General features: G+C 68.8%; 21 protein-coding genes and 5 pseudogenes. 15 read left to right on the forward strand and 11 right to left on the reverse strand.

All coding sequences use genetic code 11. The annotated features are described in order from the left end of the window. Positions 1-47: 47 nt before the first annotated feature. The 3 genes from ACFY2B_RS20880 to ACFY2B_RS20890 all read left to right on the forward strand — a co-directional run bounded on the left by ACFY2B_RS20880 (position 48) and on the right by ACFY2B_RS20890 (position 2184). Entirely contained in the window at positions 48-746 is a 699-nt protein-coding gene (locus ACFY2B_RS20880; RefSeq protein ID WP_390764572.1) for a response regulator transcription factor, read from the forward strand. After that, positions 743-1807 carry a sensor histidine kinase gene (locus tag ACFY2B_RS20885; protein ID WP_390764573.1) on the forward strand — a complete coding sequence of 355 codons (1065 nt, stop codon included), beginning with the start codon at positions 743-745 and terminating at the stop codon, positions 1805-1807. The genes ACFY2B_RS20880 and ACFY2B_RS20885 overlap by 4 nt, the downstream gene beginning before the upstream one ends. A 128-nt stretch (positions 1808-1935) precedes the next feature. Beyond that, the gene (locus ACFY2B_RS20890) at positions 1936-2184 is read left to right on the forward strand and encodes a hypothetical protein (protein ID WP_390764574.1); all 249 of its coding nucleotides are present in this window, start codon (positions 1936-1938) and stop codon (positions 2182-2184) included. Between the two features lie 137 nt (positions 2185-2321). On the opposite strand, the gene ACFY2B_RS20895 is transcribed toward ACFY2B_RS20890, so the two are convergent. After that, positions 2322-2720, reverse strand: a complete 399-nt coding sequence (locus ACFY2B_RS20895) for a (2Fe-2S) ferredoxin domain-containing protein (RefSeq protein WP_390764575.1) — start codon at positions 2718-2720, stop codon at positions 2322-2324. Beyond that, on the reverse strand, positions 2717-4696 hold the full coding sequence (locus ACFY2B_RS20900) for a heavy metal translocating P-type ATPase (RefSeq protein ID WP_390764576.1): 1980 nt from the start codon (positions 4694-4696) through the stop codon (positions 2717-2719). The genes ACFY2B_RS20895 and ACFY2B_RS20900 overlap by 4 nt, the downstream gene beginning before the upstream one ends. 134 nt (positions 4697-4830) lie before the next feature. Here ACFY2B_RS20900 and ACFY2B_RS20905 point away from each other — a divergent pair, with 134 nt between their 5' ends. Continuing rightward, on the forward strand, positions 4831-5220 hold the full coding sequence (locus ACFY2B_RS20905) for an ArsR/SmtB family transcription factor (protein ID WP_390764577.1): 390 nt from the start codon (positions 4831-4833) through the stop codon (positions 5218-5220). Between the two features lie 59 nt (positions 5221-5279). Here the strand turns inward: ACFY2B_RS20905 and ACFY2B_RS20910 are convergent, their stop codons facing one another. Next, a complete protein-coding gene (locus tag ACFY2B_RS20910) occupies positions 5280-6284 on the reverse strand; it encodes an MFS transporter (RefSeq protein ID WP_390764578.1) in 1005 nt (334 codons plus the stop codon). A gap of 358 nt (positions 6285-6642) precedes the next feature. Then, positions 6643-8334 (reverse strand): acetolactate synthase large subunit, encoded by a 1692-nt coding sequence (locus ACFY2B_RS20915; RefSeq protein ID WP_390764579.1) that lies wholly within the window; start codon positions 8332-8334, stop codon positions 6643-6645. 209 nt (positions 8335-8543) lie between these two features. Between ACFY2B_RS20915 and ACFY2B_RS20920 the strand changes: the two genes are divergently transcribed. Next, the gene (locus ACFY2B_RS20920; RefSeq protein ID WP_390764598.1) at positions 8544-9281 is read left to right on the forward strand and encodes a flavodoxin family protein; all 738 of its coding nucleotides are present in this window, start codon (positions 8544-8546) and stop codon (positions 9279-9281) included. Between the two features lie 370 nt (positions 9282-9651). Here the strand turns inward: ACFY2B_RS20920 and ACFY2B_RS20925 are convergent, their stop codons facing one another. From ACFY2B_RS20925 to ACFY2B_RS20935, 3 genes are all read right to left on the reverse strand, one after another. Then, complete coding sequence (locus ACFY2B_RS20925) at positions 9652-10371, reverse strand: DUF2690 domain-containing protein (RefSeq protein WP_390764580.1); 720 nt, start codon at positions 10369-10371, stop codon at positions 9652-9654. Between the two features lie 370 nt (positions 10372-10741). Beyond that, on the reverse strand, positions 10742-11722 hold the full coding sequence (locus ACFY2B_RS20930) for a M56 family metallopeptidase (protein ID WP_390764581.1): 981 nt from the start codon (positions 11720-11722) through the stop codon (positions 10742-10744). 4 nt (positions 11723-11726) lie between these two features. Beyond that, the gene (locus tag ACFY2B_RS20935) at positions 11727-12071 is read right to left on the reverse strand and encodes a BlaI/MecI/CopY family transcriptional regulator (RefSeq protein ID WP_390764582.1); all 345 of its coding nucleotides are present in this window, start codon (positions 12069-12071) and stop codon (positions 11727-11729) included. Between the two features lie 259 nt (positions 12072-12330). On the opposite strand from ACFY2B_RS20935, the gene ACFY2B_RS20940 reads away from it, so the two are divergent. Then, positions 12331-12978 (forward strand): phosphatase PAP2 family protein, encoded by a 648-nt coding sequence (locus tag ACFY2B_RS20940; RefSeq protein WP_390764583.1) that lies wholly within the window; start codon positions 12331-12333, stop codon positions 12976-12978. A gap of 3 nt (positions 12979-12981) precedes the next feature. On the opposite strand, the pseudogene ACFY2B_RS20945 reads toward ACFY2B_RS20940, so the two are convergent. Continuing rightward, positions 12982-13404: pseudogene (locus ACFY2B_RS20945) on the reverse strand (amino acid permease); the annotation flags it as partial. Between the two features lie 500 nt (positions 13405-13904). On the opposite strand from ACFY2B_RS20945, the gene ACFY2B_RS20950 reads away from it, so the two are divergent. Then, a complete protein-coding gene (locus ACFY2B_RS20950) occupies positions 13905-14717 on the forward strand; it encodes an IS701 family transposase (RefSeq protein WP_390764599.1) in 813 nt (270 codons plus the stop codon). A 583-nt stretch (positions 14718-15300) separates the two neighbouring features. Here the strand turns inward: ACFY2B_RS20950 and ACFY2B_RS20955 are convergent. Next, positions 15301-16094, reverse strand: a pseudogene (locus ACFY2B_RS20955) (integrase); the annotation flags it as partial. 634 nt (positions 16095-16728) lie between these two features. Between ACFY2B_RS20955 and ACFY2B_RS20960 the strand changes: the two are divergent. From ACFY2B_RS20960 to ACFY2B_RS20995, 8 genes and pseudogenes are all read left to right on the forward strand, one after another. Next, positions 16729-16914 (forward strand): hypothetical protein, encoded by a 186-nt coding sequence (locus tag ACFY2B_RS20960; RefSeq protein ID WP_390764584.1) that lies wholly within the window; start codon positions 16729-16731, stop codon positions 16912-16914. A 408-nt stretch (positions 16915-17322) separates the two neighbouring features. After that, on the forward strand, positions 17323-18573 hold the full coding sequence (locus ACFY2B_RS20965) for an MFS transporter (RefSeq protein ID WP_390764585.1): 1251 nt from the start codon (positions 17323-17325) through the stop codon (positions 18571-18573). 99 nt (positions 18574-18672) lie between these two features. After that, entirely contained in the window at positions 18673-18921 is a 249-nt protein-coding gene (locus ACFY2B_RS20970) for a hypothetical protein (protein ID WP_390764586.1), read from the forward strand. Positions 18922-19056: 135 nt separating this feature from the next. Next, a complete protein-coding gene (locus ACFY2B_RS20975) occupies positions 19057-20628 on the forward strand; it encodes a transposase (RefSeq protein ID WP_390764587.1) in 1572 nt (523 codons plus the stop codon). 258 nt (positions 20629-20886) lie between these two features. Then, positions 20887-21159: pseudogene (locus ACFY2B_RS20980) on the forward strand (transposase); the annotation flags it as partial. Continuing rightward, positions 21132-21653, forward strand: a pseudogene (locus ACFY2B_RS20985) (IS3 family transposase); the annotation flags it as partial. The pseudogenes ACFY2B_RS20980 and ACFY2B_RS20985, both read left to right, overlap by 28 nt. A 7-nt stretch (positions 21654-21660) precedes the next feature. Next, complete coding sequence (locus tag ACFY2B_RS20990; RefSeq protein ID WP_390764600.1) at positions 21661-22041, forward strand: DDE-type integrase/transposase/recombinase; 381 nt, start codon at positions 21661-21663, stop codon at positions 22039-22041. 687 nt (positions 22042-22728) lie between these two features. Further along, complete coding sequence (locus ACFY2B_RS20995; protein WP_390764588.1) at positions 22729-22953, forward strand: hypothetical protein; 225 nt, start codon at positions 22729-22731, stop codon at positions 22951-22953. A gap of 403 nt (positions 22954-23356) precedes the next feature. On the opposite strand, the gene ACFY2B_RS21000 is transcribed toward ACFY2B_RS20995, so the two are convergent. After that, the gene (locus ACFY2B_RS21000; RefSeq protein WP_390764589.1) at positions 23357-23743 is read right to left on the reverse strand and encodes a hypothetical protein; all 387 of its coding nucleotides are present in this window, start codon (positions 23741-23743) and stop codon (positions 23357-23359) included. Beyond that, positions 23743-24864, reverse strand: a pseudogene (locus tag ACFY2B_RS21005) (hypothetical protein); the annotation flags it as partial. The gene ACFY2B_RS21000 and the pseudogene ACFY2B_RS21005, both read right to left, overlap by 1 nt.

Consider the following 24864-nt stretch of genomic DNA (forward strand, 5'->3'; position numbering starts at 1 on the left):
GAAAGACGTGACGACGTGCGCGGCAGCGGCGGACGAGGGGAAGCGTGATGCGGATCCTGGTGGTGGAGGACGAGCCCAAGATGCGGGGTCTGCTGCGCCGGGCTCTGACCGAGGAGGGCTATGCCGTCGACACGGCCGACGACGGCCCGCGGGCCCTCGCCCTCACCGACATCGCTGCCTACGACGCGGTGGTGCTGGACGTGATGCTGCCCGGTTTGGACGGCTTCGAGGTCTGCGCGGCTCTCCGGCGCCGCGCTGTCTGGCTGCCCGTGCTGATGCTCACGGCCAGGGACGCGGTCGCCGACCGGGTGCGCGGTCTGGATGGCGGCGCCGACGACTACCTCACCAAGCCTTTCAGCCTGGACGAGCTGATGGCCCGGCTGCGGGCCCTGATCCGCCGCGGCCCCGTCGAACGCCCCGCCGTCCTGACCGCGGGCGATCTGTCTCTGGACCCGTCCACCCGGACTGTACGGCGTGGTGACGCGGAGATCTGCCTGACGGGCAAGGAGTATGCCCTCCTGGAGGCGCTCCTGCACCGGCCCGGCACGGTCTGGACCCGCGCCATGCTCGTCGAGCACTGCTGGGACCTGGGTGCCAGCCCCGGCTCCAATGTGGTCGACGCCCACATCAAGGCCCTGCGCGACAAGATCGACCGTCCGTACGGCACCCGGGCCGTCGAGACTGTCCGCGGCACGGGATACCGGATCCGCCGCGACGGCGGACGCACCGCCACGGGCACGCCATGAACCGCATCCCGCTCCGCATCCGCCTCACCGCGATCTTCGCGGCCGTCATGGCCCTGGTCCTCGCGGGCGCTGGTTATCTCACGCTCAGCCGCTTCCGCGAGTCCCAGCGTGAGTACGGTGCGCCCACCGGAGTCGCCCAGCAGGCGCAGCAGGAAGCCCTCGACGACCTGGTGCGCGAGTTGCTCACCGCGCTGCCCGTCGTGTTCGTGCTGGCCACCATCGGCGCCTACCTGCTGGCTGCCGCTGCCCTGCGTCCGGTGGAACGCATGCGTACGCAGGCCGCCGGCGTCACCGAGGACACGCCCGGCTACCGCCTCGACGTACCGCCCAGCCACGACGAGATCGCCCGCCTCGCCACCACCCTCAACGACATGCTGACCCGTCTCCAGACCGCCCTGGACCACGAACGCCGCTTCGCCGCCGACGCCAGCCACGAACTGCGTACCCCGCTCAGCCTGCTGCGCACCGAGATCGATCTCGCCCTACGGCACCCCCGCGACGCCACCGAACTACGCGCCGCCCTCGTCTCCGCGCATGAGGAGACCGAACGGCTCGTCCAGCTCGCCGAGGACCTGCTGCTGCTCGCCCGCACCGATCGCCACACTGCCGCCCCTGCCGAGTCGGCGGCGTACGACCTGGCCCCGCTGCTGCATCGCGTGGCAGCCCGCCTGCGCAATGGTTCCCCTGGCAAGGCCGCCACCGTCGACTGCCCTGCCGGGCTGACCGCCGCCGTCCCGGACGACTGGCTCGACCGGGCGGTGACGAACCTGATCCACAACGCCCACCAGCACGGCCGCGGCCCCGTCGAAGTAACCGCCCGACGCCACGGGAACCAGGTCCGCATCGAGGTCCGCGACCACGGCCCAGGCTTCCCGCCCGACTTCCTCCCGCACGCCTTCGACCGCTTCACCCAGGCCGACCGCTCCCGCGCCACCACCGGCACCGGCCTCGGACTGGCCATCACCGCCGCCATAGCACGCGCGGCCGACGGCGAGTGCGGCGCGTTCAACCACTCCGACGGCGGTGCCGTCGTATGGATCGCCCTCCCCGCCCTTCCGTAACCGCCCATACCCGCTGGACGCGCACCCACCCTCAGCGGCTGTTGTCGTTCCGATCTTGAGGAGTGTGCGTCGAACGTGAGTCTCGATCGGGTGATCGCCGCTGGCTGCGGCGGAGCACTCCGCCGACGGTGGCGTCCGAGCCGACGTCCAGCCGCGCCGCGTCCGCCGTGCCGCGACTGCGCGCCCTGCTCGTGCTCAGCCTGGCTGTGGCGGCGGTGAGCGCGATGGTCACTGTCAACAGCGTGGTGTACGTCCGGGAGTATCTCGGGCGCGATGCGGCCGACGTGTCGCTCGCGCTCGACGCCTACGGCGGCGGTTCGATGTCGTGGCGCTGCTGCTGCCCCAGGCCCTCGACCGGGTCTCCGACCGGACGGTGATGTTGCGCGGCGCTCTACTGCTCACCTTGGTCTTCGCCGGGCTCGGCGCCCTGAGACCGCAGGCCGCGGCGGCTGGCGGCACAGCCATTAGCCCTGGCGGACGAGCTGCACGCGGGGTGACGAGCCGACGGCCGGGGTCAGTCCTCGACTGCTCGGCGTGCGCGTCGGGAGGGGCTGAACGTGTAGAGGTCGAGGATGTCGGGCGGATCGGTGAGGCCCGGACCGCCGTTGCGAACCCAGGCGGCGATGTCCGCTGTCGCGTCGGGGTCGTTGACCAGACCGAGCCAGACGGGTCGCCCGCCTGCTGTGCGCCCGGCCGGGGACGGCTGGACGACGATGACGTTGGCGTGCTCGCAGGCGTCCAGGCAGTCCACCACACGGACTTGGGCGTCGGAGCGCAGTTCGGTCTTGAGGGTGGCCAGTTGGGCGGCGTGGTCGACGCTGGGGATCTTGGCTGTGCCGCAGCAGCAGCCCCGGCACACGGTCACCGTGCACCGGGGCGTGGGCTGAGAAGCGGGTGCCGTACGGCGGCTCACCCGGACGCCCGCTTCCAGGCGGCCTCGCGCAGCAGCCGTAGCCCGTTGAGGCCGACGATGACGGTGGAGCCCTCGTGTCCGGCGACGCCGAGCGGCAGGGGGAGGTGACCGGCCAGGTCCCAGACGACCAGGCCGGCGATGAACACCGCGGCGATCACGAGGTTCTGGACGACGAGCCTGCGGGCCCGGCGGGAGAGGGAGATCACCGCCGGGACGGTGGTGAGTTCGTCGCGGACGACGACCGCGTCGGCGGTCTCCAGCGCCAGGTCGGACCCCGCGCGGCCCATGGCCACACCGGTATGGGCGGCGGCCAGCGCCGGGGCGTCGTTGACGCCGTCGCCCACCATCATCACCTTGCGGCCGGCGTCCCCCAGTTCCCTGACCGCGCTCACCTTGTGCTCGGGCAGCAGCCCGGCGCGTACCTTCTCGATGCCGACCTGTGCGGCCAGGTGTGCGGCGGCGCGAGGGTTGTCGCCGGTCAGCAGGTGGGGTGCTGTTCCGGTCAGCGACGTCAGGGACGTGACGGTGGCGGTGGCGTCGAGGCGCAGCCGGTCGGCGATACCAAGGAGACCGGCGGGCGTGCCGTCGACGGTGACCAGCACCGCGGTCCGGCCGCCTTCTTCCAGTTCCCCGGCGACGACGGTGGCCCGCGCGGAGCGTGGGTCGGTCTCCGCGGTGAACAGCCGGGCCGGTGCTCCGACAGCGATCTTGCGTCCGCCGACGACGGCGCGCACCCCGATGCCCGGCGTGGAGTCGAAGTCTTCCGCGACGGGGAGAGTGAGTCCCTTCTCGTGTGCGGCGGCCACCACGGCACGGGCCAGCGGGTGCTCGCTGGGGTGCTCGGCAGCGGCGGCGAGCGTCAGCAGCTCCGCCTCGTCGAGGCCGGAGTCCGCCAGCGGCCGGACGTCGGTGACGCGCGGAGTGCCTTCGGTCAGCGTGCCGGTCTTGTCGAGGGCGACCGCGTCGACCTCGCCGAGGCGTTCCATGACGACGGCGGACTTGACCAGGACGCCGTGCCGTCCGGCGTTCGCGATGGCCGAGAGCAGCGGCGGCATGGTCGCCAGTACGACCGCGCACGGCGAAGCGACGATCATGAAGGTCATGGCCCGCAGCAGTGAGCCGGTCAACGCGGCGCCGAAGGCGAGCGGGACGAGGAAGACGGCCAGGGTCGCCGTGACCATGCCCAGCGAGTAGCGCTGTTCGACCTTCTCGATGAACAACTGCGTCGGCGCCTTGGTCTCGGATGCCTCCTCCACCATCCGCACGATCCGGGCGATCACCGAGTCGGACGCGTCGCGCTCGACGCGGACGCGCAGGGCGCCGGTGCCGTTGAGGGTGCCGGCGAAGACCTCGTCACCCGGCTCCTTGGCCGCGGGCAGCGGTTCGCCGGTGATGGTCGCCTGGTCCACGTCACTGGCCCCGTCGAGGACACGGCCGTCCGCGCCGATGCGCTCACCCGGGCGTACGAGGACGGTGTCGCCGACGGTCAGCTCCTTGACGGGAACAGGGGTTTCGGTGCCGTCTGCCTCGATGCGGGTGGCGGTGGCGGGGGCCAGGTCGAGCAGTCCGCGTACGGAGTCGGCGGTGCGGGCGGTGGCCAGGGCCTCCAGCGCGCCGGAGGTGGCGAAGATGACGATCAGCAGCGCACCGTCCATCACCTGCCCGATCGCAGCCGCACCGAGCGCGGCGACGACCATCAGCAGGTCGACGTCGAGGGTCTTCTCGCGCAGCACCTGAAGTCCGGCCCAGCCCGGCTCCCAGCCGCCCGCCACGTAGGTCAGGGCGTACAGCGGGCCCCACGCCCAGGCCGGAGCACCGGTCAGCTGCAACGGCAGCGCGATCAGGAAGAGGACGAGAGCCGCGGTCGCCCAGCGGGCCTCGGGGAGAGCGAGGACGCGGGTTCGCCGCCGGGGCGCACCGCCCTGGTCCGAGGGTCCGGTCCGGTCGGCGACGGGCGGGGTGAGTGTGGAGGTCATCGGAGCGAGAGTCCTTCGCGACGGCATGGCAGGGTCACCGGCAGCTGGGCGCACCGGCACCGCTCACCCACCATACAGGAAACAATGAAGAGTCATTCATGTGTTCATGGATTCTTCTCCGTAGGATGGGGTCCATGGGCCATCAAGTTGACGGAAAGACGACAACCGGGACCGCGCGTGACCGTCTGGAGACTGTGGGCGCTGCCGATGTGGCCGCCACCCTTCAGGCGTTGGCCACGCCTTCCCGGCTGCGCATTCTGACGCGCCTGAAGGAAGGTCCCTGCGCGGCGACGGAGCTGGCCGATGCGGTCGGCATGGAACAGTCGGCCTGCTCACATCAGCTGCGCCTGCTGCGCAACCTGGGTCTGGTCACCGGCGAGCGCCGGGGCCGTTCGGTCGTCTACTCCCTCTACGACAACCACGTCGCCGAGTTGCTGGAACAGGCCCTCTACCACGTCGAGCACCTGCGCCTGGGTGTGCGCGACACCCCGGCCACAGCGGACGCGGTGGCCGGGGTGCGCTGATCCTTCCTCTCACAGGGCAGCCTTACGCCCTCTGAGGGCAGGGAGCTGCCCTGCGCTCCTCAGACGGGAACGGACACCGGCTCGGCCGCGAGGTGTCCGGCACGGTGCAGTCGCGAGACCAGCCCGGCGCAGACCAGCCCGGTGGCGGTGAATGCCGCCCACGGCAGCCACCGCACGCCCGTGTCGAACAGTGCTCCCACGGCCAGGTTGCCGAGCGAGACGGCGATGCCGGAGGTGGTGTTGTAGGCGCCGTAGTACGTCGCGATCAGCCGGTTCCCGGAGAGGCGGACGATGGTGTCCATCTCGAAGGGATAGAGCAGCGCCCCGCCCCAGGCGAGCAGGGCCGCGCACGCCGTCAGCACCAGAACACCGAGAGCCGGGTCACGCGAGTCCGGCAGCAGCGGCGGGAACCCGGCGCCCATCATCACCAGCCCGTATGCGATCGCTCTGGGACCGGGCAGGTTCCGCTTCGCCCACGCGGTCACCTTCAGCTGTCCCCCAAGGGCGGCCAGCGCCGAGACGGCGAAGACCGCGCCGGTCACCAGCCCGGTCTGCGCACCGAATAGCTCGCGGGCGTGGAGGGGGGCCAGATAGACCTGGAACGCCAGGAGGTACGAACCGCTCATGGCGGCGGCGAACAGGAGGAAGGGCCGGTTCGCGGCGACCGTGCGCCAGTCGGCGGCCACCGATCGCCAGGTCGTTCCGGCACTGCGGGCGGTTGGTGGACGGGCGGGCAGGGTCCTGGCCTGCCGGACGGCCAGCGCGGTGAAGATGGGCGCGGCGACCCCGCACACGGCCCTGAAGTCCCAGGCGAGCAGTGCGAGTCCGGCGACCGGGCCGACAAGGATGCCGGCCTGGTAGAAGACGTTGAAGGTGGCGAACGCCTCGACCCGGCGGGTCGGTCCCGCGTCCACGGCGAGATACGCGCGCACGGCCGGATTGAACAGCGCGCCCGCAAGACCGGTCAGCGCCGACGCCACAATCAGCACGGCCAGGCTGTCGGCCACCGCAAGCAGCCCGAACGCGACCGTCCGCAACTCGCCCAGCTCGACGAGCAGGGCCACCGGCCCCTGCGAACGGTGGCCATCGACAAGCCCGGAGCCGGGCTGTAGCAACAATCGGCCCCGCAGAGTCCGGGGCCGTACAGTCGAAGGCGGTCCGGAGTCAGCTGCGATGACTCCGGACCGCCTGTCGCAGCTCACTGCTCGGCTACTCGCCGGCATCCGCCTTCTCGGCGGCAAGCACGTCGGCGACGCTGTACCCGTTCATGGCGGTCGAGTAGGAACCGTACAGAGAGGGCGGCGGTCAGCGGCCTGTCACCGGGTACTGATGGGGTCACCGAACCAAATCAAGGTCGCCTGCAACCTGAGAGGTCTCAGCGCAGTCGCCGGCGGCTGTGGGCACGGAGCTGCACCGCGGCGCTCAGAACGGGCCGTGGAGGCTGCCTAGTCTGTCCGTCAGGCGTAGGTTCTCGGAGTAGTCGACAGGGCAGGCGATCACGGAGACCGTGTCGTCGTCCAGGGCGCGGCGTAGCACGGGCAGCAACTGGTCGGCGGCTTGAATCGCGTAGCCGCGGGCGCCGAAGCTCTCGGCGTAGGCGGCCAGGTCCGGGTTCGTGAACCGGGTATGGCTGTGGCGGCCGAGTTCGAGTTCCATCTTCCAGCTGATCAGCCCGTATTCCTCGTCCACCAGCACCAGGACCACCAGCGGGATGCGCTCGCGGGCGGCGGTCTCCAGTTCCTGGGAGTTCATCAGGAACGAGCCATCACCCATCATTGCCAAGACTCTCCGGTCCGGCCGGGCGAGTTTTGCGGCGATCGCGCCGGGCAGCGCAAAGCCCATGGTGGACAGGCCGTTGGAGACCAGGCAGGTGTTCGGCTCGTAGGCTGGGTATAGGCGTGCCATCCACATCTTTCCCGCGCCGGTGTCGGCGAGCACGATGTCGTGGCGGTCCAGGGCGGTGCGGACGTCGGCCACCACGCGCTGCGGCACGAGCGGGAAAGCGTCGTTGTCGCGGCCGTACCGGAGTTCCTCGTCGAGCAGTGTGCGGATCTTCGTGCTGGTGCTCGGCTCGTAGGTGAGGCTCTCGGGCAGTACGGCCGCGAGTGCGTCCAGCGACTGTGAGGGATCGCCCTCGACGCCCACGGTCACCGGGTAGTGGGCATCCACCTCGGCGGGGAATCGGTGGAGGTGCACGACCCGCTTGTCGCCGTTCGGGTTGATCTTGACCGGGTCGAACTCCTGGATCTCGTAGCCCACGCAGACCAGCACGTCGGCCGCGTCGAACCCGAAGTTGCTGTAGTCGTGGCGCATGAAGCCGACGGCGCCCAGGGCGTTGGGGTGGTCGTCGGGGAAGACCCCCTTGCCGTGGAACGTGGTCGCCACCGGAACGTTCAGCCGTTCGGCGAACCGGACGAGGGCCGTTGAGGCGCCGGCGCGGGCGGCGCCGTGGCCCGCCAGCACCACGGGGCGCCGTGCGGACGTGAGCACCTCGGCGGCCCGAGCGATCTGGGAAGGTGACGGCGCATCGGCACGCACCGTGTCTATCTGCAAAGGCGCGAGCGGCGCCGTGGGGTGTTCGGCTTCGATGTCCTCCGGCACCGCCAGGAATACCGCCCCGGGGCGTTCGCTCTGCGCGGTCTTGAACGCCTTGCGGACCATCTCCGGCACCGCGTCCGGACACTCGATCCGGGCCGCCCATTGGGTGACGGGAGTGAACATCGACACCAGATCGATGACCTGGTGCGACTCCTTGTGGATGCGGCGAAGCGAGCCCTGGGCGGCCAGGGCCACTATCGGCGTGCTGTTGGTCGTCGCATCCGCTGTGCCGAGCAGCAGATTGATCGCGCCGGGTCCCAGCGTGGCCGAGCACACCCCGGCCCGGCCGGTCAGCCGCCCGTAGATCTCCGCCATGAACGAGGCCGCCTGCTCATGACGCACCACGACATACCGGATCCCTGAACCGTTGAGCGCGTCGACGAAACGGATGTTCTCTTCACCGGGAATCCCAAAGACGTACTCCACGCCCTCGGCGCGCAGACAGTGCACCAACAGATGTGCCACGTCTTCGACAACTGCCGTGCCCCGCGACTCCATCGCGCCGTCGATGCCCATGAGACGAACGTAGGGGCGCCCATGCGCCCTCGCCCACCCATCGACAGCCGAGCGGGTGACATGCGACAGGTAGCGGCTCTCTCCACGGCGCTCCGACATTTCAGGAACCATTCGGACGCTGCACGATGGCGCCGCACCTGGCCGGGCCGCACGCTGGGCGTGGACACGCTGCCGTTCAGGACGTGGCAGAGGAGCTCTGGGAGGACCGTGTGGCCGCTTCGTCGCCCACCACCGACGTACCACCCGCCCGATACGACGACCTGCGGGCGCTGGTGATCAACTGCACCCTCAAGCGGTCGCCGGAGCGCAGCAATACCCAAGGGCTGATCGACCACAGCACCACGATCATGGACGCACAGGGAGTGCACGTCGATGTAGTGCGGGCCGTGGACCACGACATCGCCACCGGTGTGTGGCCGGACATGACCGAGCACGGCTGGGCGACAGACGCCTGGCCCACCCTCTACCAGCAGGTCCTAGCGGCGGACATCCTGGTACTGGCCGGCCCGATCTGGCTGGGTGACAACAGCTCCGTGATGAAACAGGTCATCGAACGCCTCTACGCCTGCTCCAGCCTGCTCAACGAAGCCGGCCAGTACGCCTACTACGGACGGGCCGGCGGCTGCCTGATCACAGGCAACGAGGACGGTGTCAAGCACTGTGCCATGAACGTCCTCTACAGCCTGCAGCACTTGGGATACACCATCCCGCCGCAGGCGGACGCCGGGTGGATCGGAGAAGCGGGCCCCGGCCCCTCCTACCTCGACCCCGGCTCGGGCGGTCCGGAGAACGACTTCACCAACCGCAACACCACCTTCATGACCTGGAACCTGCTGCACCTGGCCCGCATGATGAAGGACCTGGGCGGCATCCCCGCCTACGGCAACCAGCGCACCGCCTGGGACGCCGGCTGCCGCCACGACTACGAGAACCCCGAACACCGCTAGCTCCTAGCGGTCCTGATCCCCCGCGCCGGACGGAGCCAGGCGGCCTCAGTGCCACCGCCAGGCATGCGGTGGTGAGCGCCACGCCAGTGCCCCTGGACTTCGCGTTCTCCTCCCGGCGTGCCCCAGCATTGACGGGGCACCAGCACCCGGCGGGCCGCGGCGTCTGGCCGCCGAGGCCCTGAGCGCCGCTGATCACCAGATCGGGCAGCTGCCTGCCCACGACTGACAGCGGCCCAGGAGGAGAGGGAAGCCCGGCCTTCTCGGGCCGGCGCGGTGCCCGGTGACGGGCAGATCGTGCCCTCCTTGTGCCGCAGCTTGCGCTTGCGTCCGGCGGCTGGTCCGGGACGGAGCCCAGTGGCGAGGATGCCGCTCAATGCCCCGGTGGTGGTTGCGCGTCCAGGCCGGTGCACGCCAGCCTGCGGCTCACCTCGGCGCAGGCTTCCACTCCTTGGGGTGCTGCCACGGCGAGCATCGGGCTGGCCCAGCCACCAGAACCGCCGCCCGGATACGTCTCGGACAGCACGTCGCTCCCCGACTGCACGGAGAGAACGCGAGCGGCCGACGTCCGGGCCTGGACCTCGGCCCAAGCCGTGCCGCAGGACGGGGAGTATTCCAGCCGCACCACATACGAGCCGGCATGGATGTGACTCTTGGTCTGCGCATCGCCGTCACAGTCATAGACGTCGGGCAACTGTCCCTCGCAGGCCCTGCCGCGGCACCGGGAGTCCGCCCCGAGCTGCTTGTTCGGGCCACCGGAGCGGGCGGCCAGGGCAATGACCACGGCCACCGCGGCAGCCGTGACGACCAGAGCGAATGTCGACAGCAGCAGCCTGGAACGGGTGGCCCGCACCGTGGGGACCGTGCCCGGTGGTGCACCCACAGCCGGCGCATTGCCGGCCCCCGGCCACAGGGCGAGTGCGGGCGCGGGGTCGACGCCAGCGAGCCGGGCGAGTTCCGCCACGGCCGAACGAGGGGGCCGCTGGATGCCGTGGAGATAACGGTGCCAGGCGGATTTGCTGTACGGGGTGCGCGTGGCCAGGGCTGCAAGGCTGAGTCCGGTGCGCTCCTTCAGTCGGTGCAGCTCCTTCACGAACGGGTCATCGACCTGCGCGGGCGGGGCGGGCTCCGCATGACAGAGCGCCCCCTTCCGGGTTGAGCCGGGCTTCACCAGCCCCGTCCAAAGGGTTGTCGCATAACGTCCCCCCACCGATCAATTCGGGTGCTTCACACCGTCTGTTGCGATGTGTTCCCAAGGGAGTCGTAGCGCCACACATCGGCGCCGGTGCGAACATCCGGTGGCCCGGGTCACCGGGTTCGACAGCGGCCGGCGTACGCCCTCCCATCGGAGCCCGCGTGGTCGGCAGCACTGCCGGGCGTACCGCAACCTGCCGTTTCCGGCCGTTACAGGTGTATTGGCATGAAATAGGCGACTCGTGCCTGTCTCGCGATGCTGCTCGCGGTCAGCCGGCGCCGGCGAGTGCGAGGAGCAGGTGCAGGTCGTGGGCGGCGGCGAAGGCGCACAGGGCGCTGGAGCCGATCACGTTGGCGGCCCCGGCCAGCGGCAGCAGGGGGAGGTTCAGCGGCGGGGAGGAGGTGGGCGGGGGCGTGAGCAGCGCGGCGACGCGCCGCGGGATGGGACCGGCCGTGGCCAGGGGGTTGTTCCGCTGTCGTCCCAGTCGGCCCAGCAGGCCCAGCACGGCGTCCGGGAGGCGTCGGCGGGGTCGGTGGCCGCTGGTGGCCAGTGCGGCCTTGCCTACGGCGCGGGCCACCTGGCGGCGGTCTCCGCAGGCGCTCGCGGCGTGCTCGTCAGCCCAGCGTTCCACTGTGTAGGCGACGGCGTCGGCTGCCGGCCGCAGCAAGGGATTGCACGCGGCCGCCAGATGTGCGGCGGCGACGAACGCGTAGTGGTGGCACCCCAGATGAGCCCGTTCGTGGGCGAGCATCGCCTCGCGGTCGGCCTCGTCGAGGGCGTCGAGCATGCCGGCGGAGACCACGATGCGGCCGGGCAGGCCGGGCAGCGCGTACGCGTCCGGGGCTTCGTCCTCGACCACTACCAGCCGACCGCGCCCAGGCAGGCAGGCGGCCTCCAGCGTGGCAGCGGCCAGCGCCCGCATCCGCCGCCACAGCATCCGCGCCCCCGCCACCACCGCCACGCTCAGCACCACGGAGGCCACGGCCGCCTCGATCGTGGAGACCCGGTCACCGGCGCGCACGGTAGTCACCGACCAGTCACCCAGCATCGCGGCCAGCGGCAGTCGCACCGCCCCGGCAACCACCAGCACACCCAGGGCGGCGCAGCTCAGACCGGCCAGCACCACGGCGGTCACGGTCAGCAGCCAGGTGGCGAGCCACGCCTCCAGGCGCTCGGCCAGCGGCCGGGCGACCAGCGCCGCCAGGACGGGGAAAAGCAGCGGCAGGTAGACCACGAGGTGCATCACCATGACCTCACTCCTGACCCGGCAGATCGCCGAGGAGCTGTCGCAGCAGTTGCTCGTCCCGCGCGGTCAGGTCCCCGACGAAGCGGACCAAGACCGCCTCGCGGTCCGGGTCGGACTCCAGGACCTGCCGCATCCGGCGTGCGGTCAGTCCGTAGGCGTCCGCCACCGGCGCGTACGCGTACGCGCGGCCCTGTTTGGTCCGTGTCAGCAGTCCTTTGCCGAACATCCGGTACAGCACGGTGACCACCGTGCTGTAGGACAGGTCGTCGCCCAGGCGCTGGAGTACCTCGCGGGGGGGGGTGAGCGCCTGACGGAAGGACTGCAGCAGAGTCAGGACCTCGCCCTCCAGCATTCCACCCGGCCTGCGCTCACCTGGAGGACATCCGGAGTTCACGATTTGGCTCCCCTTCCGCCATCGTCTACAGTCCTGTAGAAATTCTACGACATGTAGAAGTCGGTGCCCCGCCGAGTCTGCCACGCCATCTGTGCGCGGTCCGCCCGGCCGGTGTGCCGCAGGCCGCGCACCCCGCAGGAAACTTCTACAAGATTGTAGATCTTCTTGGCGTGGTGCCCGGCCCGTCGTCTTCCACCGCCTTTGGGAGATCCTTTCGATGACAAACCACCCCGCCCCGCAGCTCGCGTTCGACGGCTCCGGCATCGACGGCTCGCTGTTCACCACTGTCACCGACTTCGCCCGCGACACGAAGTGGCTCAACACCCCGCTTGAGTTGTGGACCAACGCCGGGCTCGGAGTATTCGCGGTGCTGATGCTGCTCGGCTGGTGGAACGCCCGCCGCCGCGACACCGCCGCGATGACCCTGGCACTGGCGGCTCCGGTCGCCGTGGTCGTCGCCTTCGCCGTCACCGAGGTGGCAAAGAAGCTCGTCGCCGAGGTACGGCCGTGCTACTCACTGCCGCACGACTACTTCGTCTCCGCCTGCCCCGACCGCACCGACTACGCCTTCCCCAGTGGCCACGCCACTGTGGCAACGGCGGCCGTCGCCGCGCTGTGGCTGCTGGACCGGCGCCTTGCGGCGATCGCCGCCGTCTTCGCCGCCTTCGAGGGCTTCACCCGCGTCTACCTCGGCGACCACTACCCCCACGACGTCATCGGCGCCGCCCTGATCGCCATGCCCATCGCCTACCTGACCGGCCGAATCATGGGCCGCATAGCCCTACCGCTGGTGGGACGGCTGCGCACCGGAGCCCTGGAGCCGGTGCTCAGCGCCGCGACCGCCGGCTCCCGCGCCGTTCGCTGATTCGAGGAGGACGCCGACCTGGAGCACCCCGCTGACGGCGGCGTCCGAGCCGACGCCCAGCCGAGCCGCGTCCGCCGTTCCGGAGGTGAGTGCGGCGACCACCACCGCGGTGAGCACCGACAGGACCGCGGCGACGATGGCACGGGTGAGCCAGGCCGACTTCTGCACACCCCCGTAGTTGACCGCGGTCACCGCCGCTACCGCGACGGCGCGCGTCTGGCCCGGCCAGACGTACGAGCCGACCGTGAGGGCCATGGCCGCGCAGGAGGCGGTCGCCACCGGGCCGTTCACAGCCGTAGACGTAGGTACCGCCCGACGCCGGGTAGCGGGCCGTGTGGAGGAGGTGGCATGGCAGTAGGCGACCACGGCCGCCAGCGCCAGACCGATCAGCAACCCGGAACCGGCCGACCGCGAGGCAGGGGCGAGTCACCCCCTGCGACGACCTACTATGGTGTTTAGGTTTTCATTGGGTAGGTCGGCACAGAGGGCGGTCGGGTGCGGAGTTTCGGGGTTCTGGCCGCAGTTCCGTGAATGCCCAGGTCGAAGGCGGGCATGCAGGAACGTTCCTCCGTGGGACATCCTGCACATGGGGGTCGAATCGCTCGCTGATGTTCTGTTCTCCGGTTTCGATGTGCGGTTGACGCGCGTCACCGACGCCGACGGTGGCCTGGTTGTCGAGGCTGTCGCGTGCGGGCCGCCACCACGTTGTCCGGGGTGCAATTCGCAGGCATCTAGCCTAGTACTCCAGTTTGACTTCGCGATCTTGCTGCGGACCCGGCTGGGAACGGGTACGGCCACCGCGTGATCATCGGTTGGTGTGTGGACAATCGAAGATCGTGCGGTGGCCGCGGACCATAACGTAGACCCAGCCCGCTGGCGGGAGATGTTCGACCAGGTCATGTCCCGAACGCCGCCGGGCGGCCGGGATACCCGACGAAGTCCGGTTCGCGACCAAGCCCCGCCTGGCCTGGGAGATGATCGCCGCCGCGCTGGACGCCGGGGTGAAGGCACCATGGGTGACCGGCGACGAAGCCTACGGCCAGGACCCGCAGCTCCGTGCCTCCCTGGAGACACGCGGGACCGGTTACGTGATGGCCGTCGCCTGCTCGACGCGGGTGCGGATCAACCAGGGCCGCACTCCCGTCCGCGCGGACACCGCCGCCGGACGCCTGCCCGCCGCCGCCTGGCAGCGGCAGAGCACCGGCCCTGGCGCGAAGGGCCCGGGCTACTACGACTGGGCCTGGATCCACATCGGTACCGGCGCCCACCGCCACCTGCTGATCCGCCGCAACCGCACTACCAGGGAACTCGCCTTCCACCTGTGCTGGTCACCCACCCTGGTCACACTCGCGGAGCTGGTCCGCATCACCGGTGTCCGCTGGAGCGTGGAGGAGTGCTTCCAGGCCGCAAAGGGCCAGGTCGGACTCGACCATTACCAGGTCCGCAACTGGACCTCGTGGCACCGGCACATCACCCTCGCCATGCTCATCCTGGCCTTCCTGACCGCCGTCGCCGACTCGGCACCCAAGCGGTCCACCGGTCCGCAGCCCCCAGCCCGCAACAGCGAACCGATCTCCTTGACCGTCCCGGAAATCCGCCACCTGTTCACCGCCGTCCTCAGCCCGCCGACCGTGACCCCTGCCAGGCTGCTGCACTGGTCGAACTGGCGCAGACGCCACCAGGCAACAGCCCGACACAGCCACTACCAACAACGATCCCCCGACGAACCCGAAGGATAGATCACGAAAACGCACTGGAGTACTAACAGCGCATGCCCCCAGCCCCGTCGGAGCACCACTCGAGTCCCGACAACCCCCGGAAGATCGACGTGGCCCTCCCCGAGGAGCCACCCGACGTGACCGTACCTGTCGCCGCCGCCCTTCTACGCCTTCTCCACGCCCTGACGGCCAATCCATGCCAGCCGCACCCGGAACCCGAAAACAGCCCCGTCTTCGTCCACTTCCGCGTCCCCCTCTGGGTACCCGAAGTCGGCGGACCCATCGATCCGGGCAACGAAGCCCACGACCTCGTCATGTCCGTCTTCGGCGGCATGAGCAAAGGCGAACGCAACCGCATCAAAATCCGCGTACGCACCGCCATGAAATCCCCGGCTCAACTCCAGGGCCGCTACCTCGGCGGACGCCCCCCATACGGATACCGCATCGCCGACGCCGGGCCCCACCCCAACCCCTCGAAAGCCGCAGCCGGCCAACGCATCCACAAACTCGAACCCGACCCCACCGCCGAACCCATCGTGCAGCGGATCTTCACCATTCGGTGGTCTCGTCGTAGCCGTCGGCGAGGGCGAAGGCGTCCTGCGTGTCGGCAGGTTTGTATCCAGCGTTCCGTGATCGAGTTCATGCGGGGCACGTGGATGCCGGTGGTGACGATCTCGTCGCCTTCGGCCTCGAAGACAGCGTCGAACGCCCGGGTGAACTTGCTGTCCGGGTCCCTGATCAGGTACCGGACAGTGGCGCCGGAGTCCTGAAGGCCCATGACCAGGTTCCTCGCGGCTTGAGCCACCCAGTCCGCGGTGGGGTGTGCGGTCGCACCGAGGATGCGGATGCGGCGGTTGGCGTGCTCGATGACGGCGAAGACATAAAGAGTCGCGCCGTTCAGAGTAGTGACGGTGAAGAAGTCGCAGGCCAGGATCGCGTGAGCTTGGCCGCGCAGGAACGCGGCCCAGGTTGAGCGGTCACATTCAGGCGCCGGCTCGATCCCGTGCGCTCGCAGCATCTCCCAGACCGTGGAGGGTGCCACCTTGGAGCCGAGCACGGCGAGTTCACCGCGGATGCGCCGATACCCCCAGGAGCTGTTCTCGCGGGCCAAGCGCAGGACAAGGGCCTGAAGACTGCGACGTGTTGGCGGCCTACCGGACCTCCTGCGACGGGAGGCGTCAGCGTGACGACGGCGCATGAGGTCACGGTGCCACCTCAGGACCGTCTCCGGCGAGACGATCAGATGCAACTGCCGCAGCTTCGGCCTGGGAAGCCGGTGGAGGAGCGCGGCCAGGAAAACGCGGTCCGCCGGGGTGATACGTGGCCTGTCTGCCGCTGCAGGACAGCCAACTGGTGACGCAGCGTCAATATCTCGATGTCCTTGTCCACAGCACTCATCGGCAACAGCCGTATGAAGGCGAACACGCTCGACACAGCGAGGCAGGGCAATCGCAACAGCGCGATCCACCAGCCTGACACACCCGTCCTGCGATCACTGACCGTTCGGGAGGATCTGCAGGCCACAGGCCATGGATGGGGTTTTCGGCACCCGCAGCGCGGGCGGCGGCGCTGGAGGTGAATGCGTTCAAGCGCTCAGCCGTCGCGTGTTGAACATGTTCAGATCCTATCCGCTCAGCGAAAGGTCACAAGGCTGCTGACCTGCGTGGACGCAATTATCGGCACCCACAGCACCAACCGAGTGCTGATCTTCGGCAGAGGCCACGCGGAGAATCTCCTTCACGAGTACGCCTGCCACTTCAACAGCCACCGGCCCCACCAGGGCCGAAAATAGCTCGCGCCGTTCGGCGACCCCAACGTCATACCGCTGCCGACAGCTCGGATCGAACGTCGGCACCAGTCTGTCACATGCCTCATTAACGAGTACCACCGAGCCAGCTGACAACCCGAAGAAACCCCAGTTCACAGCCGGTGAAGCCATTTTGAAGCGCTACGGGCCTCCCGCACCCGCGACACCACCTACCTCGGCGCCCGCTACCACCGCCTCGTACCCCGCCTAGGCAAGAAGAAGGCCGTGGTCGCCATCAAGCACTCCATCCTGACCGCGGTCTGGCACATGCTCGCCAACAACGTCGCCTACCACGACCTCGGCGGCGACTACTTCACCCGCCTCGACCCCGAACACGCGATGCGCCGCCTGACCCGCCAAGCCAACGCCCTCGGTTTCACCATCCGCTTCGACCCCATCGAGGCAGGCTAACCACATCAACTACACCGCTCGGCGGCCTACGACTTCACCGTTCATTTTCGGAACGGAGTCACGGCATTGACCCCAGAGACCTGAGCATGGTCACGGTCAGAGGTCCTCGAACGCGTCGGCAGCGCCGATCGGGACACGTTCGTGAAGGCCATGGACCGCCGGAGAAAGAGCCGAAGTCCCGGCCGCCGCGCGCCGCTCCGACATAGCCCACCGCGGCCCGAAGCATCGGCGTCTCCCGTTGCGACATACGTCACTCTGTGCGCCTCCCCGCCCAGGAATGCGGAGCCCTCTGGCCGTGCTGTGTTCAGGAGGGTCGGCAGGCCGACTCTCCTTTTGCTGTGCCCGGGCGACGAGGCCCGGCGCGCAAACCCGACACACCCACCCCTCCCGGGAAGGTTCTCCTGCGCCATGCCCCTGGCTCTGCTGGCCCTGGCTCTCGTCGCGTTCGGCATCGGGACGACCGAGTTCGTCACCATGGGGCTGCTGCCCCAGATCGCTGACAGTGTCGGCGTGTCCGTACCGCACGCGGGCAACCTCGTCTCGGCCTACGCGCTCGGTGTCGTCGTCGGCGCCCCCCTGCTGACCGGCATCGGCGCCCGCATACCGCACAAGAGACTGCTGCTGCTCCTGTCCGGACTGTTCGTCATCGGCAACACCGCCTCAGCGCTCGCCCCCAGTTTTGGTCTGCTCTTCGCGGCGCGCGTCCTCTCGGGCCTGCCACACGGCGCCCTATTCGGCGTCGGCGCTGTCGTCGCCTCCCGGCTGGTCGCGCCCGACCGGGCGGCCCGTGCCGTCTCGACCATGTTCCTCGGGCTGACAGTGGCCAATATCGTCGGTGTTCCCGCCGGAACCGCCCTCGGCCAGCAACTCGGCTGGCGGTACGCGTACATAGCGGTCGCCGTCATCGGCGTCCTGGCGTTCATCGCCCTGTCCTGCCTGGTCCCGCACCAACCGCGCGGCCCGCAGTCCGGCATCAAGCACGAACTGCGCGCCATGGGCAACAGACAGGTGGCACTCGGCTTGGCCACAGCGGTCATCGGGTTCGGCGGATTCTTCGCCGTCTACAGCTACCTCGTGCCCATGCTGACCCACCTCACGGGGATCTCCGACTCCTCCACCACCCTGGTTCTCGCCCTGTTCGGCGTCGGCATGACGCTCGGCACCCTCGTAGCGGGCCCGCTCACCGACCGGGCGCTGCGCCCGACGCTCTATGTCGGGCTGACCCTGCTCGCCGTAGCGCTGGGGACCTTCTACTTCGCCGTTCACAGTACGGTGCCCGCGCTCATGACCCTCACGCTCATCGCCGCGCTGAGCGCGCTGATCACCACACCCGTGCAGATGCTACTGATGGCCAAGGCGGACAAAGCGCCGACGTTGGCGGCAGCCTCGAACCACTCCGCGTTCAACCTGGCCAACGCGGGTGGCGCCTGGCTGGGTGGCCTGGTCATCTCGGCCGGCTGGGGCTGGGCCTCGCCCACGCTGGTCGGCGCGGCCCTGGCCCTGGCCGGCCTCGGCCTCGCCATCACTGGCGGCATCATGGACCGGGGACCACGCCGCTCCGAGGTCGTCATCTCGTCCCCGCGCGACCCCGAACACCAAGAGGCCCGAACCAGGAGGGCTGCACCGGCCTCGGCTCAGGGGGACTCGGCCACCTCCTGACCCCTCCCTGTGGGGTGCCATAACGCTCGTACCTGCTTCGACCTAGGACTTCGAGGCCCGCCTCCGATCATGGCGTGTACGAGCGCCGTGGTGCTCCGCATGGTCCATCTCGCCTTTGTCCGCCTCCTCGGGCGCCTCCTCCTGCTCTCCCGTTCCCAACGAGCCAAGGACGTCGAGCTGCCGGCGCTGCGCCACGAAGTCGCCGTGCTGCGCCGCCGACTCGGCACCCGGCCATTTGCGGATGCCAATAAATCATCCGCGCAGTTCAGCGCGCTCATGACTGGCACACACGGGTCTGAAGGAGCGAGAGAATTGAACGCGTTCAACGTCATGGAGCTACGGGCCTGAACGCCTTCAATTCCACTCTCACGAGAACGCTCGCCGAGACTCCCGATCAGGGCGCTCATCTGCGCGGATGAGGTTATCGGCACGCGCAGAGTCGGAGTTGATGACTGAGTTACGACGACCTCAGCGGATGGGATCATGCTGATCGTTGATCTCGTCGTGGTTCCTTGGGGATCGGAGTGTGTCGTGTCGATGCAGCCGCAGTCCTGGCCTGAGCCGGATCCGCAGGTCGCGGCGGCGATCCGGGCGATGTATCGGGGCAGGCGGGAGGCGCCGCTGCCGGTGCAGGTTCGTGACCGGCTCGGGGAGTTGTTCCCGGACGCGGCCTTTGCTGGCGCGTTCGGCCAGGTTGGCAAGCCGGGCTGGTCGCCGGGGCGCCTGGCGCTGGTCACGGTGCTACAGAAGGCCGCGAACCTGACCGATCGGCAGGCTGCTGACGAGGTTCGCGAGAACCTCGCCTGGAAGTACGCACTCGGCCTGAACCTGGAGGATCCGGGCTTCGACCACAGCGTGCTGTCAGAGTTCCGCTCCCGTGTTGTCGCCCACGGCCTGGAGGAACGTGTTCTGGAGCTGTTGCTGGAGCGCCTGCAGACCCTGGATCTGGTGCAGGCGGGCGACAGTCAGCGCACCGACTCCACGCACATCGTCGCCGCGGTGCGCGATCTGAACCGACTCGAACTGGTCGGCGAGAGCGTCCGCGCGGCCCTGAACGCGCTGGCCGCCGCATGCCCCGAATGGGTCGATCAGGTGCTGGTGGTGGAGGACTGGAGCCACCGCTACGCGGACCGGATCGACACCTGGCGACTGCCCGCATCCAAGACCAAACAGAACGAACTCGTGCTCGCCTACGCAGCCGACGGCTACACACTGCTGCAGGCCGTTTACGCGCCCGCCTCCCCGGGGCGGCTGCGCGAGCTGCCCGCGGTTCAGACCCTACGGTGCGTGCTGGTGCAGAACTACACACGCGCCACCGACCGGACCGGCAGGCTGCGGATCCGGCAGCGCGAGCGGACCGAGGACGGCGGTGACGGCCTGCCGCCCGCCCCGGCCCGCTTGGCCTCTCCCTACGACACCAACACTCGCTGGTCCGCCAAGCATGACCTGTTCTGGAACGGCTACAAGCTGCACGTCTCGGAAACCTGCCACCCGCAGGAGGACGGCGACCGGCCGACCCGCCCGAACCTGATCACCAACGTCACGACTACCCGTTCCACCCTGCCGGACAGCAAAGCCCTGGACACGATCCACCAGGCCCTTCGCCGCCGCCCCCTGATGCCCGCCCGGCATTACCTCGACTCCGGCTACCCCAGCGCCGACCTGATCGTCTCGTCCGCCAAGGACTACGGCATCGCCCTGGTCGCCCCGGTCCTGCTCGACGCCTCCCGGCAGGGCAAGGCCCAACAGGGATTCGCCGCAAAGGACTTCACCATCGAGTGGGATCGCAAGCGTGCCGTCTGTCCGGCCGGAAAGACCAGCGCCACCTGGTACGACGTCGTCCAGGAGGGCGTGGCCAAGACCGTCGTCGCCTTCGCCGCCCTGGACTGCATACCCTGCCCGGTCAAGGAGCAGTGCACCAGCTCACGAAAGGGCCGCCGGCTCAGCCTCTACCCCCGTGAACTGACCGACGCTATCCGCACCGCCCCAAGGCCGATGCGTTCTCAGCAGGTGATCTTGAGGAGGGCGGTGGCGTGCTGGGGTTGTGACCTGTAGTAATCGGCTGCGGCGGCGATGTTGGCCCAGCCGGCCTGGCGCATCAGCCCGATGGCGAGGTTGCGCAGGGTGGCCATGGCGCGGGGCGCACTGCCAGTGCGGATCTTGGAGGCATCCTCGGCGAAGGTCACGTCTCGCACGTGGTGTAGGGCCTCAACTGACCTGAAGCTTCCCCTTGATCGTGGACACCTGGAGACTGGGATCTTGAGGTTCCAGAGGAAGTAGTACCAGGGGGGAAGCAAGTACACGAAGCGGTACACCGAGGAGTTCAAGCGGGACGCCATTGCGCTCGTCGACTCCTCGGGCAAGACGGTTACCGCGGTCGCCCGGGAACTCGGGATCAGCTCGGAGTCCCTGCGCGGCTGGTACCGCAAGGCCAAGGCGGACCGGGGTGAGGGCACCCCCGGCGAGCTGACCAGTGCCGAGCGTGAGGAGTTGCGGCGGCTGCGCAAGGAGAATCGCGAACAGCAGCAGACGATCGAGATCCTGAAAAAAGCGACCGCCTTCTTCGTGAAGGAGAACGACCGGTGAGCGAGTTGTGCCGGTTCATCCATGCGGAGAAGGCGAACTATCCGATCACGCTGCTGTGCCGGGTGCTGCACGTGGCCCGTTCCTCCTACTACGCTTGGCGCGAGGGTGAGGCGGCTCGCCGTGCCCGGCAGGCCGCCGACGACGCACTCGCACACGAGATCACCGTGGTGCACATCGCCTCCCGCCGCACCTACGGCGTCCCGCGGATCCACGCCGAACTGCGCCGCCTGGGCCGGCCCGTGAACCGCAAGCGCGTCGCCCGTCTGATGCGTGAGCGCGACATCCGCGGTGTCACCCGGCGCAAGAGGCGTTCGCTGACCCGGCCGGATGTGAAGGCGAAGCCGGCCCCGGACCTGATCGGCCGAGACTTCCACGCCGAGCGGCCCGGCACCAAGCTGGTCGGCGACATCACCTGCCTGCCCACCGCCGAGGGCTGGCTCTGCCTCGCCTGCTGGCTGGACCTGGCCACCCGCGAGGTGGTCGGCTACGCCATGGCCGACCATCACCGCGTCCCTCGTCGTGGACGCCCTGGACATGGCCCACGGCCGAGGTGGGCTGGAGTCCGGCTGCGTGATCCACAGCGATCGCGGCAGCGAGTACACCTCGGCCCAATTCCGGGCCAAAATACGGGAGTCGGGGCTGCGGCAGAGCTACGGACGCACCGGATCATGCTTCGACAACGCCGCCGCGGAGAGTGCCTGGGCCCTACTCAAGGAGGAGATCGGCACCCGAAGCTGGCCCGACCGAGCCACCGCCCGCGCCGAGGTCTTCAACTTCATCGAGACCTTCTACAACCGCCGCCGTCTGCGGAAACACAAGACCTTCGGCTACCTCACCCCAGCCGAGACCAGACAGCGGCATCGACACACCCTCGCGACGTAGCCATCGAGTGTCCAAGATCACGGGGAAACTTCACACTCGGCCCAGCCGTGCGCGGTGTACGTGTCGCCCTCGTAAGCGGTGCCGAGCGCTTTGGACGATGTGCGGGACTGGGCACGCACCGTCACCGAAGACCAGGTGATCCGACAGAGGTCCCCCTTGGCTACCACCGGCGCGGCAGGAACACGCACCGCCTCGAAAGCGAAAGCAGGAGCCGACATCACCAGCAGGGGGAATGACGAGCATGCTCACAGTGAACGGCGATGCGTAGCGGCAGGGCAACGGGCCCTACGTCATCTGCGGGTTGAACGACGTCAGTACCGAAGGCTGCCACCCCCCTTATGGCCCCTTCATTTATTTTTGCTGCATTCGGCGGCATGTCTCGTCAATTCAGGTGATGCTGCGCTGCTTCGCGTACATGGTGGTCGTTGCAGCGGGCACCCGGCACGCGGCTCATACCTGACCTGCCGGGCGGTTCCCGACCGCGATCCCACGTCGCGTGTCGCGATGAAGTCGACCAGAGGAGCAGGGAATGTGCCCGTCTCACGTCCGCAGCCGACTGCGTCCTGCCGCCGCAGGACTTCTTGTCTGGTGGCTCTGTGGTTTCTCGCCCCGGCCGCGCCGGCCGGTGCCCAGCCCCAGCACCGGGCTGAACCCACACATTGCAAGATCAAGATCACGGGAGAAAAGGTGGCTGTTCGCAGGCCGGCGGGCGACGCCCCCGTCGCCCGGCTCGATTCACTTGTCGTCCGCTACGTCCGCCGGGGCGAGGTGATCCGGAACAACTACTGCCTCATCGCCCAGGGCCGGACATACAGCGGCCCGCTCTACCACGAGTGCAGCAAGGACGGCTGGAACTGGTACATCGTCGTGGGCGGGCAGGTTCCGGTCACCTGCGCGAAACGCCTCAAGTAGGCCGCGCCGAGTGCCCTCTGCGACCGCTCCCCAAGACCTGTGCCAGAGCCTGCCAAACAGGATCGAAGCCACTCAGCAGTCTCAACTCCTCTACACGTCAGGTCAGCTGCCACGGCGTCGTCGCAGGCAGCACAGGGCTCCCGGCCGACGAGCCGTACAGGGCCGACAGCCCCCTCCAAGCGGCCGTCTGGGTGCCGCACCGGGTAGCGGTGGCGCAGGGGAGCGGAGCCCATGAGGCGACCAAAGTTGTGCGGGCATGGGCATGTTCGATGTGCCATGCCCGCACTTTTTCCTGCGACGAACTCTTCGTTTGGCAAGCGGGCGGGGTGGGGATTAGGGCGCGGCGTCCTCCGGACTGTCCGCCCCTTCCTGGCCGTCCAGCTCCTGGTTCCTCACAATCTCCTCACCGTTGTTCACGGCTGTTCGTCTCCTCGACGGCTTGGGCGATCGCCTGCGCGACCGTGAGGACGTTCTCGCGGAAGAAGGAGAGTTGTCGGTAGAATGCCTCTTCCGAGAGGACCTGGTTCCAGGCCACCATGAGCGACGCGTGCACAGTGTGCAGGGCGGCCTCGTCAAGGAGTACCGGACCCCGTTCACCAGACCCGTTGAGCCGCTCCAACAGTCTGCGTACGCCCGTGTGGTCCTGGCCAACCTGTACGCGCAGAGCGCTGTCAGACACCGGCAGGTCGTCCATGAAGGAAACCACCGTACGCAGCAGTGCCATCTGGGTGACGGTCGGACGGAGTTCGTAGCCGTCCTCTGTTCTCGTGAGGTCGATCCGTCCTCTCATCAGGGGCTCACCAGGGGAGCGTAGTTACCGCCGTACAGGAACTTGTGTTCACTGAAGGTGTAGGCGTGGATCATGCGGGAGTCGCTGATGATGATCACACCTTTCTGGGTGTCGTAGGCGACTTTCGCGGCGGGATTGCGCACGTCGTAGTGGGTGGCTTTGCCGCGCCATGAGGCAAGATAGTCGGCTAGCTTCCGTGCGTCGTGGCCGATGCCCGGCAGTGAGTGGTTGCCGGCTGTGGCACTGCCGTCGTGCATCCTCTGGAAGTTGTAGTCCACTCCGTCCGCAACGTCCGGCCCGTACTTGCTGTCGATGAGGTTGTAGACGTCGTCCTTGATGCCGCCGAGGTCGACGTCGAGGTCGGGGCACGGCTCGGAGGCTGAGAGCCGCTGCACGGACCGGACCGAACTCTGCTGTCCCTTGGCGGCGACCGCAGACGACTTCGATAGGGTCGGATCGATGCAGGGCGGCTTTGGCTTCTCCCGGGCCTCCTTGATCACGGTGCGCAGGCGCTCCATGAGCCGCTTGGCCCGAGCGCTCTCCTCGAAGAACTTGCCGATGCGACTGCCGATGGCGACGATCGCCTTGCTGACCGCCGGCAGCTTTCCGACGACGACAAGGAGGCTGGCGGCATCGATAAGCGTCCACAGGCAGCTTTCGACGTCCGGGGCGGAGAAGCACTTGCGGGCATCGTTGACCCCGATGACGTCGAGCAGGATCTCGCCGCCGTTCTCCTTAGCCCAGTCAATGATGTCCTTGGCCAGGGTCGCCCGCGCAACGCGGTACTCGTTGACACAGGTCTGGCCACAGGCCTCCAGCAGAATTTGTTCCTCTTCCGAGGTGAACGCCGGACCGGGGTCGGGGGAGGAGTCGGCGGCCTGTTGCGCCCGCTGCGCCGCAAGCTCCTGTCGTAGTTGTTCCTCCGCTCTGGTCGCCGCCTCATCGGCCTCCGCGGCGCTGGCCTGGGCGTTGGCCGCCGCCTCTTCGGCGGCCGCCGCGTCCCGCTCGGCCAGATCGGCGACCTTGCTAGTGTCCCGAGTCTTTATTTCGCTGTAGAAGTAGGCTGGGCTCATGGCGCGTATGGGTCGGCCGACGGTCGAAGTGGTCCTGACGGATGAGGA

The sequence above is a fragment of the Streptomyces sp. NPDC001270 genome (assembly GCF_042896695.1).
Classification (GTDB): Bacteria; Actinomycetota; Actinomycetes; order Streptomycetales; family Streptomycetaceae; genus Streptomyces.

What these genes read in the sequence shown, in the direction of transcription:
- ACFY2B_RS20905 (WP_390764577.1), top strand. Translation starts at nt 4,831, where the DNA reads ATGGGCCATCAAGTTGACGGAAAGACGACAACCGGGACCGCGCGTGAC.
- ACFY2B_RS20885 (WP_390764573.1), top strand. Translation starts at nt 743, where the DNA reads ATGAACCGCATCCCGCTCCGCATCCGCCTCACCGCGATCTTCGCGGCC.
- ACFY2B_RS20935 (WP_390764582.1), bottom strand. Translation starts at nt 12,071, where the DNA reads ATGCTGGAGGGCGAGGTCCTGACTCTGCTGCAGTCCTTCCGTCAGGCG.
- ACFY2B_RS20880 (WP_390764572.1), top strand. Translation starts at nt 48, where the DNA reads ATGCGGATCCTGGTGGTGGAGGACGAGCCCAAGATGCGGGGTCTGCTG.
- ACFY2B_RS20975 (WP_390764587.1), top strand. Translation starts at nt 19,057, where the DNA reads ATGCTGATCGTTGATCTCGTCGTGGTTCCTTGGGGATCGGAGTGTGTC.
- ACFY2B_RS20970 (WP_390764586.1), top strand. Translation starts at nt 18,673, where the DNA reads ATGGTCCATCTCGCCTTTGTCCGCCTCCTCGGGCGCCTCCTCCTGCTC.
- ACFY2B_RS20930 (WP_390764581.1), bottom strand. Translation starts at nt 11,722, where the DNA reads ATGGTGATGCACCTCGTGGTCTACCTGCCGCTGCTTTTCCCCGTCCTG.
- ACFY2B_RS21000 (WP_390764589.1), bottom strand. Translation starts at nt 23,743, where the DNA reads ATGAGAGGACGGATCGACCTCACGAGAACAGAGGACGGCTACGAACTC.
- ACFY2B_RS20940 (WP_390764583.1), top strand. Translation starts at nt 12,331, where the DNA reads ATGACAAACCACCCCGCCCCGCAGCTCGCGTTCGACGGCTCCGGCATC.
- ACFY2B_RS20915 (WP_390764579.1), bottom strand. Translation starts at nt 8,334, where the DNA reads ATGGGCATCGACGGCGCGATGGAGTCGCGGGGCACGGCAGTTGTCGAA.
- ACFY2B_RS20900 (WP_390764576.1), bottom strand. Translation starts at nt 4,696, where the DNA reads ATGACCTCCACACTCACCCCGCCCGTCGCCGACCGGACCGGACCCTCG.
- ACFY2B_RS20965 (WP_390764585.1), top strand. Translation starts at nt 17,323, where the DNA reads ATGCCCCTGGCTCTGCTGGCCCTGGCTCTCGTCGCGTTCGGCATCGGG.